Annotated in this window: 13 protein-coding genes; 6 read left to right on the top strand and 7 right to left on the bottom strand. The window is 67.4% G+C overall.

Going from position 1 to position 14,093, the window contains the following annotated elements:
• The first annotated feature begins 14 nt into the window (after positions 1-14).
• Both ACNO8X_RS19245 and ACNO8X_RS19250 read left to right on the top strand, forming a co-directional pair.
• A complete protein-coding gene (locus ACNO8X_RS19245; RefSeq protein WP_418002290.1) occupies positions 15-344 on the top strand; it encodes an ArsR/SmtB family transcription factor in 330 nt (109 codons plus the stop codon).
• Positions 345-503: 159 nt separating this feature from the next.
• On the top strand, positions 504-1,643 hold the full coding sequence (locus tag ACNO8X_RS19250; RefSeq protein ID WP_418002291.1) for a HoxN/HupN/NixA family nickel/cobalt transporter: 1,140 nt from the start codon (positions 504-506) through the stop codon (positions 1,641-1,643).
• A gap of 96 nt (positions 1,644-1,739) precedes the next feature.
• On the opposite strand, the gene ACNO8X_RS19255 is transcribed toward ACNO8X_RS19250, so the two are convergent.
• The 4 genes from ACNO8X_RS19255 to ACNO8X_RS19270 all read right to left on the bottom strand — a co-directional run bounded on the left by ACNO8X_RS19255 (position 1,740) and on the right by ACNO8X_RS19270 (position 6,159).
• The gene (locus tag ACNO8X_RS19255; protein ID WP_418002292.1) at positions 1,740-4,976 is read right to left on the bottom strand and encodes an SNF2-related protein; all 3,237 of its coding nucleotides are present in this window, start codon (positions 4,974-4,976) and stop codon (positions 1,740-1,742) included.
• A 67-nt stretch (positions 4,977-5,043) separates the two neighbouring features.
• Positions 5,044-5,589, bottom strand: coding sequence for an alpha/beta hydrolase (locus ACNO8X_RS19260; protein WP_418002293.1), 546 nt, complete (start codon positions 5,587-5,589; stop codon positions 5,044-5,046).
• Positions 5,590-5,632: 43 nt separating this feature from the next.
• Complete coding sequence (locus ACNO8X_RS19265; protein ID WP_418002294.1) at positions 5,633-5,977, bottom strand: hypothetical protein; 345 nt, start codon at positions 5,975-5,977, stop codon at positions 5,633-5,635.
• A gap of 32 nt (positions 5,978-6,009) precedes the next feature.
• Positions 6,010-6,159, bottom strand: coding sequence for a hypothetical protein (locus ACNO8X_RS19270; RefSeq protein ID WP_418002295.1), 150 nt, complete (start codon positions 6,157-6,159; stop codon positions 6,010-6,012).
• Between the two features lie 255 nt (positions 6,160-6,414).
• Between ACNO8X_RS19270 and ACNO8X_RS19275 the strand changes: the two genes are divergently transcribed.
• From ACNO8X_RS19275 to ACNO8X_RS19290, 4 genes are all read left to right on the top strand, one after another.
• Positions 6,415-7,074, top strand: a complete 660-nt coding sequence (locus ACNO8X_RS19275; protein ID WP_418002296.1) for a response regulator transcription factor — start codon at positions 6,415-6,417, stop codon at positions 7,072-7,074.
• Between the two features lies 1 nt (position 7,075).
• Positions 7,076-8,449, top strand: a complete 1,374-nt coding sequence (locus ACNO8X_RS19280; protein ID WP_418002297.1) for a sensor histidine kinase — start codon at positions 7,076-7,078, stop codon at positions 8,447-8,449.
• A complete protein-coding gene (locus tag ACNO8X_RS19285) occupies positions 8,446-9,375 on the top strand; it encodes a TAXI family TRAP transporter solute-binding subunit (RefSeq protein ID WP_418002298.1) in 930 nt (309 codons plus the stop codon). The genes ACNO8X_RS19280 and ACNO8X_RS19285 overlap by 4 nt, the downstream gene beginning before the upstream one ends.
• 103 nt (positions 9,376-9,478) lie before the next feature.
• Entirely contained in the window at positions 9,479-11,059 is a 1,581-nt protein-coding gene (locus tag ACNO8X_RS19290; RefSeq protein ID WP_043393683.1) for an amino acid permease, read from the top strand.
• Here ACNO8X_RS19290 and ACNO8X_RS19295 read toward each other — a convergent pair whose 3' ends face one another.
• Genes ACNO8X_RS19295 through ACNO8X_RS19305 form a run of 3 tightly spaced genes read right to left on the bottom strand, consistent with a single transcriptional unit; the run spans position 11,060 to position 14,013 of the window.
• Positions 11,060-12,547 (bottom strand): cobyric acid synthase, encoded by a 1,488-nt coding sequence (locus tag ACNO8X_RS19295; RefSeq protein WP_418002299.1) that lies wholly within the window; start codon positions 12,545-12,547, stop codon positions 11,060-11,062.
• Between the two features lies 1 nt (position 12,548).
• On the bottom strand, positions 12,549-13,406 hold the full coding sequence (gene map / locus ACNO8X_RS19300; protein ID WP_418002300.1) for a type I methionyl aminopeptidase: 858 nt from the start codon (positions 13,404-13,406) through the stop codon (positions 12,549-12,551).
• 25 nt (positions 13,407-13,431) lie between these two features.
• Positions 13,432-14,013 carry a DUF1707 SHOCT-like domain-containing protein gene (locus ACNO8X_RS19305; RefSeq protein WP_043986187.1) on the bottom strand — a complete coding sequence of 194 codons (582 nt, stop codon included), beginning with the start codon at positions 14,011-14,013 and terminating at the stop codon, positions 13,432-13,434.
• Between the last annotated feature and the right edge of the window lie 80 nt (positions 14,014-14,093).

The following is a 14,093-nucleotide window of genomic DNA, read 5'->3' on the forward strand; positions in this document are numbered from 1 at the left end:
GCTAGATTGTGCCGATGAGCGACCCAGATGCAGCCGCGAAGGTCGATTCGGCCAAGTCTGCTCGTGTCGACGTCGACACGGCGGCCTGGTCGCTACGGTTTGAGCTCCTCGCAGATCCACACCGGCTGGACATCCTGCTTGCGCTGCACCGCGTTCCCGGAATCTGCGTGGGCGATCTCGCCGCCGCGGTCGGCCGATCTGAGAATTCGGTTTCCCAGGCATTGCGCGTTCTACGCAGCCAGCATTGGGTGACAGCCACCCGAGTCGGGCGCACCGTCAGCTACCGCCTGGACGATGACACCGTGCACGAGCTGCTGCACTGGCTCGGCGCGCAGCACGGCTGATTCCGAAACACCTGTTCATGTGGACAGATGAACAGGTGGCGGATAGCCTCACCTGCACGTGCTCCTGTTGGTTTACCCGCAAAAAAAGACCGAGCGGTCCGGTGCGGCCCCACCCGACGGCGCCCGCATTGAGAAGCTACCGCGACGAGGAACGCCCAGATGACCGTCAGCGATGTGAACGACCAATCCGCACCTGGACTCACCCAATTCCGCCGGAGTCTGTCACGGGCCGACCGTACATCCCTGTGGGGGATGTACGGGTTGATAGTCACACTGCACGTGGTGGGTTTCGTCGTGCTGTTCGAGTTCGTCGTGCCCAACAATTACCACTTGGGCGGCGACCATCCGGTCTTCACGGTGGGTGTGGGAATCTTGGCCTACACACTCGGCCTACGGCATGCATTTGACGCCGACCATATCGCCGCGGTCGACAACACCACCCGCAAGTTGATCTCGGACAACCTCGACGACGGTGTGGATCGCAAACCGCTCTCGGTAGGGTTCTGGTTTTCCCTCGGCCACTCGACCATCGTGTTTGCCCTGTCCCTCCTGCTGGCGCTCGGCGTCAAGGCTCTGGTCGGGCCCGTCGAAGACGAACAGTCCACGCTGCACACCATCACCGGCATGATCGGGCCGACAGTCTCGGGCGTCTTTCTGTGGATACTGGGCATCCTGAATCTCATTGCCCTGCTGGGCATCATCAAAGTCTTCCGGGAAATGCGCCACGGCCACTACAACGAGGCGGCGCTGGAAAAGCACCTCAACTCCCGTGGATTCATGAACCGCTTCCTCGGTGGATTGACGAAATCCGTGACCAAACCCTGGCATATCTACCCCATCGGTGTGCTGTTCGGACTCGGGTTCGACACCGCCACCGAAGTCGGCCTGCTCGTGCTCGCCGGTGGCGCTGCAGCGTTCAACCTGCCCTTCTACGCCGTCCTGGTGTTGCCGATCCTGTTCGCTGCCGGAATGTGCTTGATGGACACCACCGATGGCGTGTTCATGAACTACGCCTACGGCTGGGCTTTCGCCAAACCCGTGCGCAAGGTCTTCTACAACCTGACCATCACGTCCATCTCCGTCGCCGTCGCACTGGTGATCGGCACCATCGAACTCGTCGGTGTCATCGCCGGACGCCTCGGAATCGAAACCGGGCCCCTGGCCTGGATCGCCAACGTCAACCTCGACTTCGTCGGCTACGGGATCGTCATCCTCTTCGTCGTCTCATGGCTCACCGCGCTGGGCGTGTGGCGATTCGGCAACGTCGAGGCGCGCTGGTCGGCACGACTCACCAGTTAGCTACATCGGCGGCTTCCGGCGTCGCCGGGGATCGCAACCTTCCCCGGGTACCCCGCCCGCGGCCGGTCAGTGTTGAAAGGTTGAAAGCCCGCCGACTCAGCCCAGCAGTTCGCGAATGTCGGAGGCGGTGATGGCGGTGCCGAACATGTCGCCGTCGTCGATCACCGCGGCGAACAGGGCGCGTTTGCGCTCCTGCAGCGCGATCACCTTTTCCTCGATGGTGTTCTCGGACACCAGCCGATAGACGTTCACCGGGCGCTGCTGGCCGATGCGGTGCGCGCGGTCGACGGCCTGCGCTTCGGCCGCCGGGCTCCACCACGGGTCGCACAGGAAGCAGTAGTCGGCGGCGGTGAGGTTCAGCCCGAAGCCACCGGCTTTCAGGCTGATGAGGAAGACCTGCGTCCGGCCTGAGCTGAAGTCGTCGATGGCCTCCGCCCGCCTGCGCGCGTCCACCGACCCGTCCAGGTAGCTGTACGCGATGCCGGCGGCATCCAGACGCTCGCGCAGCACCGCCAGAAATCCGGTGAACTGACTGAACACCAGCGCGCTGTGGTCCTCGGCGACCAACTGGTCCAGTTGTTCGATGAGGAACTCGACCTTGGTGGAACCGGCCTCCATCGCGTCGGGATCGACCAACCCTGGGTGCAGGCTGAGCTGGCGCAGCAGGGTGAGCGACCGGAAGATCTGGAAGCGGTTCTTCTCCCACTCCCCCAGCAGCCCGAGCACCTTCTGCCGCTCCCGCGCCAACCGGGTGTCATAGATCTTCCGGTGCTTGGCCGACAGTTCGATGGCCAGCACCTGTTCCTGCTTGGGCGGCAGCTCCTTGACCACCTGATCCTTGGTGCGGCGCAACAACACTGGCTTGATCCGCTGCCGCAGTACCGCCAGGCGCCCCGGTTCGCCGTCGGACTCGATGGGCTTGCGGAAGTAGCGCTCGAAAATCTTGGGGCTGGGGAACAGACCGGGCACCGTGATCGACAACAGCGACCACAGTTCCATCAGGTTGTTCTCCATCGGGGTGCCGGTGATGGCCAGCTTGAACGGCGCGTCGAGGCGACGCGCGCACTGGTGCGTCTTGCTGTGATGATTCTTGACGAATTGCGCCTCATCGAGAATCATTCCGGCCCAGGCGATTTCCCGATATCGGTCGTTGTCGATACGCAGCAGTGTGTAGGTCGTGACGACGATGTCGGCCGCGGCGACCTGCTCGGCGATGGGCACCGCGCCACGGGCCTCGGTGCTCGACACCACGACCGTGGTGAGGCCGGGTGCGAACTTCGCGCATTCGGCGGCCCAGTTGCCGGCCACACTGGTCGGCGCCACCACCAGGAACTTGCCCGCGCCCTGCTCCACCGCGCGGCTGATCAGAGCCAGGGTCTGGACCGTCTTACCCAGACCCATGTCATCACCCAGCACACCGCCGATCCCGTTGTCCCACAGGAACGCCAGCCAATTGAGCCCGTCGCGCTGGTAGTCGCGCAGCTCGGCCCGCAGTCCGGCAGGCGTGGGTACCGGAACGGGAGGCTGCGCCGCAGCCAGCCGGGCCATGTTGTCCCGCCACTGCGCGAGTTCACGGTCGACGACGCCGAGGCCCAACAGTTCGTCCCACAACGTCGCGTTCATGGATGACGCGTTCACCCGGTCGCCGTCGAGCTCTCCCAGCGCCTGGGCCTCTTCGATCAGGGCCCGCAGCTTGAGCAGTTCGGGGGTGTCGAGCCGGAAGTACACCCCGTTCGACAGCAGCATGTGTGTTGCGCCCAAAGCCAATTCGGCGATGACGGCAGACAGCGCCACCGGGTAGCCGTCGACATCGATGGCGATGTGCAGGTCGAACCAGTCCTGCGCCGGCGCCTCGTCGGAGGACGCGGTACCGAACCCCAGTTGCGCTCCGGCAACCGAGCGCCGGAACGTCGCGACCCGTTCGTCGATTTCGATGACCAGCTGTTCGTAATCAGCGAGCTGCGGCAGCACCTCGTGGCACAGCACCGCGATCTGGGTCAGGGACAGCCGGCGCGACAGCAGCAGCGAGGCCAGCGGGTCGTCCGCCGCGGACAGTCCGGACACCGCTTCCAGCGCCGGCGCGACCGCCCGCCACATCGCATCCTCGGCGGCGGTGTCCCGGATACCGCTCGTGCGCGTGACGCCCACCGCGTCGAATTCCTGACGCTGCCCGTTGACCTCGTACCGGGTCCGCCACTTCACGAGGCCATCGATCTCATCGGCCGTGATAGTCAGTACCGGGATCGGCCCCATGATGTCCGGCTCCGCGAACAGTCCCTCCACCATGTCGACGGCGACGGTCCGGCGCAGCCGCGGCAACATGTCCACCGCGAAGTCGGACAATGCCTCGGGCGGAATCTGCACTTTCTCGTCGTTCGCGATCAGCTTGAGCAGTGTGGGACCGGGCACCGGCGCGAAGGCCCCGAGATGCAGGATGCCGTCCACCAGTTGATGGATGCCATGCGGTGTGGGTGTGCCCACCAGCCCGACGCCGTCGGGCGCCCGCGGTTCGCCGTCGACGACGAGCACCGCTGACATCTGCGCGCCACCGGTGTCGGAGACGGTGAAGTCCAGCCGCAACTGGACGTCCTTGGCGATCTGCACGGCCCTGATCCCGGCGCCGGGCAGCACGGTGAGGCCGGCCGCCACCGCGAGGTCCAGGTCACCCCAAAAGCTTTGCCCCACACCGGAAAGCACCAATTGGTCACTGCTGTACGGGTAGTAGCCGGGCACGCCGAGGACGAGCGCTCGCAGCGCGCTGTACTGCCCTCGGTCGAACTCGCCCGGGTCAGCCGTATCGAACAGGCGCCGCCAGGTGATCCCGGTTTTGATCCAATTGCCGCGCTTGCCGACCGTCAGCGGCCGCAGCGTCGCGATGGGCGTCGTGTGGTACCGCCCGGCCGGTAGCATCCCGAACTCCAGGGCCAACGGATTGCCGGTGGTGTCGGTATCGGTGTCGGTCATCTCGTCCAGCAGCGAACCGAGCACCACTTGCCAGCGTTGCGGGGCCGCCCGGTCGGGTGCGCGCGGAATCGCCGCCAACAACAGGGCAACGGCATGCTTGCAGTAGCGCCCCACCGGGCACGTGCAGACCGCGTACTCGATCTCCAGGCTGGTGTGGGCACCGGACAGCGCCACTTCGACCTCGTAGTACTCGGATGTCGAGCCCAAGCAGGAGCCGGTGAGCGTCCCGTCGAGGGGGGCGTACCTGGCCGTGACGACGCGCCCCTGGTTCGCATAGGTCTCGCCGCGGGCCAGCGTCTGTGCGTTGAACGCACGCAGCAACTCGTGTGGCGCGAGCGCTAGCCCGGCCGTCGAGTCCGTGCCGTCCATCTCGTCACGATAACGGCCAGGACCGACAGGGGCCTCTCCCGTCGTTTCGCTCGCCCCGAGCGGCCCTTCACCAGGTGCTGCTGCGCAGCACGATCTCGTTGGCCACCTGCGCGGTGAACTCGTCGGCGCTGCGTCTGCCCACCAGCTCGGACAGCCGGAATTCGCCGTAGATGAAGCGCTGTCCGGCCTGTGCCCGCGCCCGGGCATCGGCACTGGTCACCACCACGGTGGTGTTGATCTCCACCGGCGGGCACACGTCGCCCGTCTCCTCGGTGGCTCGCGGATGGCTGCCGTCGATCGCGACCAGGGCGGTGAACCGGTCCAGTCGGGTGGCTGCCAGCCGCCAGGCCAGCTCGCCCGCGCCGCCGGCGGCGAACAGCAGGGCCCACTTCACCCCGAGCGTATCCAGAATGTCGACAACCGAATTCACGGTGAGCCGGTCGTCGGCCTCGATCACCACGGTGCGCAGTGACGCGGTGTGCAACAACTCGCAAAGGGCTCCGTGGCCGGCCGTTGCCTGCTTCGTGACGAGCATGACGACGGTCGTGGCGTTGTCGGGGCCGGACACGTCGACGGTGGCGCCGAAGCCGTCGACGGTCGGGATGATTGGCATGACGCCACCGTAGCGAACGCGGCGGGACCGGAGGTACCGATATTCAGCAGCCGCCTCCGCCACAGCCCCCGCCACCGCCGCAACCTCCGCCGCCGCAGCCACTGGAGCCACCCCCGCAGCTGCTGGAGCCACCGCCGTCCGAACATCCGGACCCACCGGCGCCCCAGCCGCCGTCACCGGAGCCGGCGTAGCCGTAGCCCGCGCCACCGGCCATCCCCGCCCGACGCCGCGTGCCCGCGCGACGGGCGGGCTGTCGCCGGCCCATCAGGATGGCCATTCCGACGATGATCCCCACGACCGCGAAGCACACGAGCATCGGAATCCAGGACGATTGCTCGCCGGCGTTTGTCGCCAATTCGGTCGCATCGACCGCGAGTACAGCGTTCATCATCTGCTCCGTTCTCTCGTCTCTCTCGTCGCTCAGGCCGTCGGCCGCGAGGTCAGGTCTCGGTACGCCCGGCCGACCGTCGGCGCTGTCCCGTGCCGGTGCTGCCCGTCCTGGCACTGCGTGTTCGCCATCACGGCGACATCGCAGGAATGGCCGGTCGCCACGGCGTCTGACGCAGGCATGAATTCAGTTGCGCTCCAGGAAGACCCGAGAGGGTTGAGAGCGACCACGGCGGCTGCCATAACGGAGACCGTCGCCCGGGTGAAATAGGTGTTCGGGTACATCGTGACCTCCTCAGTTCTGTTGATGAGCACATGTTTTCGCTGCACCGAGCGGACGGGAATGGGGCTCGGCCCGCGCCGGGTCTTTCCTCGCACGATCCTCAGATTCATGGCGAAGTCGGCAGTTCCCGGACCTGGCCACCTACCATCAGGCGCATGCGCGTGCTGCTCGTCGAGGACGACCAGGGTGTCGCGGCTGCCCTCGTCGAGCTGCTGGAACAGACCGGGCTCACCGTCACGCACACCACGCGCGGCGACGACGCGCTCAATCGCGTCAAGGGCTGTGACCTGGTGTTACTGGATCTGGGCCTGCCCGACATGGATGGGCTGGACGTGCTGCGCACGTTGCGCCGGGCGTCGACGGCGCCGGTGATCATCATGACGGCCCGCGACAGCGACGGCGCGGTGGTGCTGGGGCTACGCGCCGGGGCCGACGACTACCTGGTCAAGCCGGTGCGCAAGGCCGTGCTCCTGGCGCGGATCGAGGCCGTCATGCGGCGGGTACAGCGCGGTGCCGGTCCGGTCGCCCACCCGTCCGTCGCTGCCGGGCCGGTGACGATCGACCGCGACCGCCACGAGGTCACCGTCGGGGGCCAGGTGCAGCCGCTGACAAAGACCGAGTACCAGATTCTGGCCACGCTGGCCGCCCGTCAGGGCGAGGCGGTCAGCCGCGAAGAGGTCATGCTGGAGTGCTGGGGCACCGCGATGGTGGGCCGGTCGCGGTCGCTGGATTTCTTCGTCGGCCAGATTCGGGCCAAGTTGACCGGGATACCGCTGCACACCGTGCGCGGCTTCGGGTACCGGTTGGACCGCTGACGTGGGGCTGCGGGTTCGTGCGCTGCTGATGACGCTGCTGCTCATCGCGACGGCGGCGTTGGCGATCCCGCTGGCGCTGAGCCTGGCCGATCACCGCACCAACGTCCTGCACACCGAACGCGAGCGACAACTGGCGACGCTGGCCGACATCGCCGCCACCACGGACGCACCCGATACGGAGCTGGTCGACCGCTACCGCCAGGTGTACGGCGAAGGCGCGTTGATCGTCGATGCGGACGGCCGCACGATGGCCGCCAGCGGGCTGACCGCCACTGATCCGGGGGTGACGACTGCCGCCGAGCGCGCGCTGTCCGACGCGCCCGACGCGCCCCGGGCGCGGATCATGCCGTGGGACCGGCGGTCGATGTTGGAAGCCAAGGGAATTCGGCGCAACGGTGAGCTGGTCGGCGCCGTGGTGCTGAACGTCGACCCGACCGTGGCCGCGCGCGACATCACCACCGACTGGTTGTGGATCGCGGCGGGCTGCATCGTGCTGCTCGGGCTCGCGGCCGTCGCCGCCCAGAGCCTGACCCGGTGGGTGCTGCGGCCGCTGGTCGGGCTCGAGCGCGCCGTCGAGGACATGGCCGGCGGCATCGCCGGCCAACCGGCTCAGGTGTCGGGACCGCCTGAGCTGCGCCGGTTCACGTCGGCGTTCAACGCGATGGCGCAGGCGGTGCACGCCTCGCTCGATCACCAACGCCGACTCATCGCCGACGCCTCCCACCAGTTGCGCAACCCGCTGGCCGCCATCCGCCTGCGCGCCGACACCCTCGAAGACCACGTCGCCGAATCCGGACGACCGACCTACGATTCGCTGTCGGCCGAGCTGGACCGTCTCGAGAATCTGCTGGCCCAGTTGCTCCGGCTGGCGCGCGCCGAGCAGGCCAGCCACAGCCACAAGTCCGGTCTGGTTGCGGCAGTTCATGATTCGACGGATCTGGACAGCGTCGCCGAGCAGCGGCTGGACTTCTGGCAGGCCACCGCCGACCGCAATGATCAGCGGCTGCGCTTCGACACGGCCCACCCGCATCTGGCGGTGCAGATGCCGCGCCACGATGTGGAACAACTGCTGGACATCGCGCTGGACAACGCTTTGCGCTACTCCGGTACCGGCACCACCGTCACGGTGTCGACGGTCCCCACCGACAGCGGCATCGATCTCACCGTCAGCGACGACGGCCCGGGCCTGCCCGCCGACACCATCGCCCATGCCGCCACCCGGTTCTGGCGCGGGCACACCGACAGTCAGGGCACCGGATTGGGACTGGCCATCGCCACCGAGATCGCCGCCGCGCACGGCGGACTGGCGTCGGTCACCCGGTCCCCTGACGGCGGCCTCGCGGTCCACTACCACCTGCCGGCGAGCGCATCATGATGCTGACCCGACGCGCGTTCCTCGCCTCCGCGGCCGCGACCGTCGCGGCGGGCTGCCTGCCGAACAGCACGCAGGGCACCATCCGGCTGGCCGCAGGCGACCGGGGCGGACTGTATCTGGCGGTCAGCGAGTTGTTCGCTCAGCGCCTGCGGGTCCGCTATCCCGGCATCACTGTCACGGTGCAGTCGACCGCGGGCAGCGTCGACAACATCAATCGACTGAAGTCGGGCGAGGCCGACATGGGACTGGCCCAGGCCGACGTCATCGAGCAATATCTGCGAGCCGAACCCCCCGCCGGCGCGCCGCTCGCGGTGGCCAGAGTCTACGAGAACTACGTGCAGCTGGTCGTGCCCGCAGACAGCCACGTTCGTCAGCTGAACGACCTTGCGGGACTGCGAGTCTCAACAGGACCATCGGGTTCCGGTGTCGCGGCCGTGACCAAGGTGCTGTTCGACGCGGCGAAGTTGACCGACCGGATCCTCCGGGTCGACCTGCGACTGGGCGACGCCATCGCCGCACTGCGCAACCACAGCATCGACGCCATGGTCTGGTCGGGTGGGATACCGACACCGGCCCTCGCCGAACTCAATGCCACGCTGCCATTGCGCATTCTCGACCTGACGCCGTGGGTCACCGCGATGTCGGAAATGGCGTCCTACCCGTATCTGCTGCAGCGCGCGCCCGCCGGCGCCTATGTGCCGGCGGATGTCAACACCATCGGCACGCCCGACCTGCTGCTGTGCCGACCCGACCTGCCGAACTCGTTGGCGGCCGCCGCAGTCGACGTATTGGCAACGGATGCAACGCAGCTCATGCCACCCGAAGTGCGTGGCCTGCAGTACCTGCAACCGCCGTCGATGGTCCAGACCGGCCGAATCCCCTTGCACCCCGGCGCCATCGAGGAATATCGCGTTCTGCACGGCTGAGCGCGCACCGTTGCGTCGTCGAATCGACCGCGCCAGTTGGCCAGCGCGAACCCCGGAGGCAACCTATTGTTCTTCAGCATCCGGGGCGCCTAAGGAGGCCGCAGTGCCAGAAGGACACGAAGCACTTACCGAAGACGAGCTGCTACTGGCCAAGCTCGGCTACAGCCAGGAGCTGCAGCGCTCCTGGTCCGGTTTCAGCAATTTCGCCATCTCGTTCTCCATCATCTCCATCCTGTCGGGATGCTTCACGTCGTTCGGCCTGGGCTGGAACAACGGCGGACCCGCCGCCATCGCCTGGGGCTGGCCGATCGTTGCGACTTTCATCCTCGTCATCGGCCTCTGTATGTCCGAACTGGTATCGGCCTTCCCGACCTCCGGCGGAATCTATTGGTGGGCAGCAAAACTCGGCGGAGCGAAGGCCGGCTTCTATGCGGGCTGGCTCAACCTGATCGGCCTGGTGGCCATCCTGGCGTCCGTGGCCTACGGCTGCGCGACATTCATCGACCTCACCTTGGGCACCCTCAGCGCCGACTGGTTGGCCGGGTACAGCCTCACGCGGACGTTCGTCATCTTCGTGGGCATCCTGGGCATCTCGGCGCTGATCAACATCTTCTCCAGCCACCTGCTGGCGATCATCAACAACGTCTCGGTGTGGTGGCATGTCTTCGGCGCGGCCGCCGTCATCGGGATTCTGATCTTCGTGCCGAGCCACCACGCGAGTTTCTCGGACGTCTTCGCCAAGACCATCAACAACAGCGGCATGTTCGGCGGCGCCACCTCGGGCGCCGGCTGGCTGTTCGTCGTGCTGCCGATCTCGGTGATCCTCACGCAGTACACCATCACCGGCTACGACGCGTCGGCACACCTGTCGGAAGAAACCAAGAGCGCGGCCGGCGCGGCCGCCAAGGGTATCTGGCGGTCCATCTTCTACTCGGCCGTCGGCGGCTGGATTCTCTTGTTGGCCTTCCTGTTCGCGGTCCAGGATGCCGACGCGGTATCCAAGGGCGGCGGCGCGGTGGCCGCCATCTTCAACCAGGCGATGAGTTCGAAGTGGGCGGTGGTGGTGCTGTTCATCTCGACGGCCGGTCAGTTCTTCTGCGCCGTCGCCTGTCAGACCAGCGCGTCCCGGATGTTGTTCGCGTTCAGCCGGGACCGCGCGGTACCCGGCCATCGGTGGTGGTCTGAGGTCAACAAGCACCGGGTGCCGACGCACAGCGTCACCATCACCGCCGTCGTGGCCGCCGCACTGACCCTGCCGGCGCTGGTCAAGGTCGACATCAACGGCACACCCACCCCGGTGGCGTTCTACGCCGTGGTCTCCATCGGAGTGGTCGGGGTGTACCTGTGCTTTGCGGTGCCGATCTACTACCGCTGGCGTGCCGGCGACGAATTCGAAACGGGCAGTTGGAATCTGCGCGGCCACCACCGGTGGATGGCACCTGTCGCACTGGCCGAGATCACGATCACCTCGATCATCGCGATGTTCCCGACGTCGCTGGGCGGGGTGCCGTGGGACCCGAGTTTCGAATGGAAGTTCGTCAACTACACACCGTTGCTGGTCGGTGGCGTCCTGCTGCTGTTGTACATCTACTGGCACGTGTCGGTGAAGAACTGGTTCACCGGTCCCATCAAGCAGGTCGAGGAGCCGGTGGCGTCAGTAGAGCCGGTGGCCGAGCCCGGCTGATCACGGCAGCAGACTGTTGACGATGATCGGCCGCTGCGGCGCACCGGATTCGACGAGCTTCAGCACCGCGTCGATATCCACATGTGCGGCAAGCAGATCGGCCATCACGTCGAGCTGAGCGTCGCGCAGCGCCGCGACGTTGACATCGTCGGCCACCACGAAGCCGTCCCTGCCGCAGCCCGTCGCCACTTCGGCGAGCCAGGTCCGGCGCACGGCGTCGTTGTCCAGCAGCCCGTGCCAGTGGGTGCCGTACACCTGCCCCCGCCGGATGCCCACGCCCAGCCAGTCCGGTTCCGCGCAACGCGCGACGCGACCGTGGTGAATCTCGTAGCCGTACAACGGGGTATCCCAGTGCTTCAGGGTCTTGTCGGCGTCGAACTCGATGTCCGCGTCGAGCAGGCCCAGCCCCGGTACCCGGCCCACCCCTGATTCGACGGTGTCGTGGATCGTCGTGCACAGCATCTGGAATCCGCCACACACGCCGAGCACAGCCCGGCCGGACCGGGCATGTGCCGTGGCGGCCTCCGCCAGTCCGCGGTCGCGCAGCCAGTTCAGGTCGGAGACCGTCGCCTTGCTGCCGGGCAGCACGACCACGTCGGCGCCGGCCAACTCCGCGGCGGTGTCGACCCAGCGCACGTGCACGCCGGGCTCGCACGCCAGGGCCTCGACGTCGGTGGAATTCGAGATCCGTGGCAGCCGTATCGCGGCGACGGTCAGTGCTTCAGCACCCCGCGGCGCCGGGGGCCGGCCCAGTTGTCCGCGCGCCGTCACCGACAGCGAGTCCTCGGCATCGAGCCACAGCTCGTCGCAGTACGGAATCACGCCGTAGGTCGGGCGTCCGGTCAGCGATTCCAGTTGCCGCAGACCGGGTTCCAGCAGCGTCGGGTCGCCCCGGAACTTGTTGACCAGGAACCCGGCGATCAGTTTCTGATCCTCGGGCTCGAGCACCGCCACCGTGCCGTACAGGTGCGCCAGCAGCCCGCCCCGGTCGATGTCGCCGACCACGACCACCGGCAGATCCGCGGCCCGTGCCAGGCCCATGTTGGCCACGTCGGTGGCGCGGAGGTTGATCTCGGCGGGCGAGCCCGCGCCCTCACAGATCACCACGTCGAATTCGCTTCGCAGCGAGGCCAATTCGTCGGCGACGACGCCGGCCAGCTGGGTCCGCCGGGTGAAGTAGTCCCCCGCCGCCACCGTACCGGCGACGACGCCGCGCACCACGAGCTGCGAGGTCCGGTCCCCACCGGGTTTGAGCAGAATGGGGTTGAACCGCACACTCGGCGCCAACCCGGCCGCACGCGCCTGCATCGCCTGGGCCCGGCCGATCTCACCGCCTTCGACGGTGACGGCCGAGTTGTTGGACATGTTCTGCGCCTTGAACGGCGCTACCCGCACGCCCTTGCGCGCCAGCAACCGGCACAGCCCGGCCACCACCATCGACTTACCGGCGTCCGACGTGGTGCCCGCAACCAGCAGTGCGCCGGTCACGTCACGGCAGGGTCAGGATGTCGGCGCCGTCGTCGGTCACCACGAGGGTGTGCTCGAACTGCGCCGTCCACTTCTTGTCCACGGTCGCGACGGTCCAGTCGTCGTCCCAGATCTCGTAGTCCAACGAACCGAGATTGATCATCGGCTCGATGGTGAAGGTCATGCCCGGCTCCAGCACGGTGTCGACCTCGGGCTTGTCGTAGTGCAGCACGATCAGGCCGTTGTGGAACGTCTCACCGATGCCGTGGCCGGTGAAGTCGCGAACCACGTTGTAGCCGAACCGGTTTGCGTACGACTCGATGACCCGGCCGACCACCGACAGCTGCCGCCCCGGCTTGACGGCCTTGATGGCCCGCATGGTGGCTTCGTGGGTGCGCTCGACCAGCAGCCGGTGCTCCTCCGACACGTCGCCCGCCAGGAAGGTGGCGTTGGTGTCGCCGTGCACGCCGTCGAGGTAGGCGGTGACGTCGATGTTGACGATGTCACCGTCCTCGATCACCGTCGAGTCGGGGATGCCGTGGCAGATGATCTCGTTCAGCGAGGTGCAGCAGGACTTGGGAAATCCCTTGTAGCCGAGCGTCGACGGGTAGGCGCCATGGTCGAGCATGTACTCGTGCGCCACCCGGTCCAGGTGGTCGGTGGTGACCCCGGGTGCGACGGCCTTGCCGGCCTCGGCGAGTGCCTGGGCCGCGATCCGGCCGGCGACCCGCATCTTCTCGATCACCTCAGGGGTCTGCACCCAAGGCTCGCTGCCTTCGCGCACCGTCGGCTTCCACGCGTACTCCGGACGCGGGATCGACTTGGGCACCGGCAGGGTGGCAGACACCTCGCCGGGGCGAAGCGCGGTACGAACAGACATCGTCCCAGCTTAGCGATCGCCGGAACTAGCGGTCTCCGCGCCCGAACCACGTCCGGCGCGGCCCGCGGATGTCGACCGACCCGAAGACCACTCGCCCGGTCAGGATGACGTGCGGGGTCCCGTCGGCGGGCGCGTCCTTGCGGTGGTCGGTCGCGCTGCCCACGGCCACCTCGACGTCGTCGATGGACGCGCTGGCGCCCTCCGGCAGCCGGAGGTCCAGGGAGCTGAATTTGAGATCGAGCTCGATGACCACGATGGGCCCACCGAACCGGGCGCGGGTCAGGTCCAGGTCGATCGAGCCGACGCGGCGGACCAGCGCCAGCCGGGTCGGCACGACCCATTCACCCTGGCGCTTCAGCGACCCCATGACCCCGCGCAGCTCGACGCGATCCGCCGAGCCCGTGACGATGGCGTTCGGCGCGGGCAGGTCACCGACCAGCACCGCCAGCTCGCCCTGTTGCCGAGCCATCGCAACCAGCGCGGAACGCTCGGAGAACTCGTTCATGTCGATGAGCCCGAGCGCCACCGCGTTGTGCAGCCGCCGGAGCGTGCCGTTGCGGTCCGCGTCAGAGACGCGCAGGACCGCGATCTCGTCGCCGTTGGTCATCCAAACAGGCTACTCAGGCCGGATTCGGTGGGCAGGAGCGGAGCGACCCGGGTCAGGCGAGGTGCGGTGGGCAGGAGCGG

Origin of the sequence: Mycobacterium sp. PDNC021, from assembly GCF_048282635.1 — a bacterium.
Taxonomy (GTDB): Bacteria; Actinomycetota; Actinomycetes; order Mycobacteriales; family Mycobacteriaceae; genus Mycobacterium; species Mycobacterium llatzerense.

Excerpts from the sequence above, each read along its gene's own strand:
- ACNO8X_RS19265 (WP_418002294.1), bottom strand. The coding sequence starts at position 5,977 with ATGAACGCTGTACTCGCGGTCGATGCGACCGAATTGGCGACAAACGCC.
- ACNO8X_RS19255 (WP_418002292.1), bottom strand. The coding sequence starts at position 4,976 with ATGGACGGCACGGACTCGACGGCCGGGCTAGCGCTCGCGCCACACGAG.
- ACNO8X_RS19250 (WP_418002291.1), top strand. The coding sequence starts at position 504 with ATGACCGTCAGCGATGTGAACGACCAATCCGCACCTGGACTCACCCAA.
- ACNO8X_RS19305 (WP_043986187.1), bottom strand. The coding sequence starts at position 14,013 with ATGACCAACGGCGACGAGATCGCGGTCCTGCGCGTCTCTGACGCGGAC.
- ACNO8X_RS19260 (WP_418002293.1), bottom strand. The coding sequence starts at position 5,589 with ATGCCAATCATCCCGACCGTCGACGGCTTCGGCGCCACCGTCGACGTG.
- ACNO8X_RS19285 (WP_418002298.1), top strand. The coding sequence starts at position 8,446 with ATGATGCTGACCCGACGCGCGTTCCTCGCCTCCGCGGCCGCGACCGTC.
- ACNO8X_RS19245 (WP_418002290.1), top strand. The coding sequence starts at position 15 with ATGAGCGACCCAGATGCAGCCGCGAAGGTCGATTCGGCCAAGTCTGCT.
- map (WP_418002300.1), bottom strand. The coding sequence starts at position 13,406 with ATGTCTGTTCGTACCGCGCTTCGCCCCGGCGAGGTGTCTGCCACCCTG.
- ACNO8X_RS19270 (WP_418002295.1), bottom strand. The coding sequence starts at position 6,159 with ATGCCTGCGTCAGACGCCGTGGCGACCGGCCATTCCTGCGATGTCGCC.
- ACNO8X_RS19275 (WP_418002296.1), top strand. The coding sequence starts at position 6,415 with ATGCGCGTGCTGCTCGTCGAGGACGACCAGGGTGTCGCGGCTGCCCTC.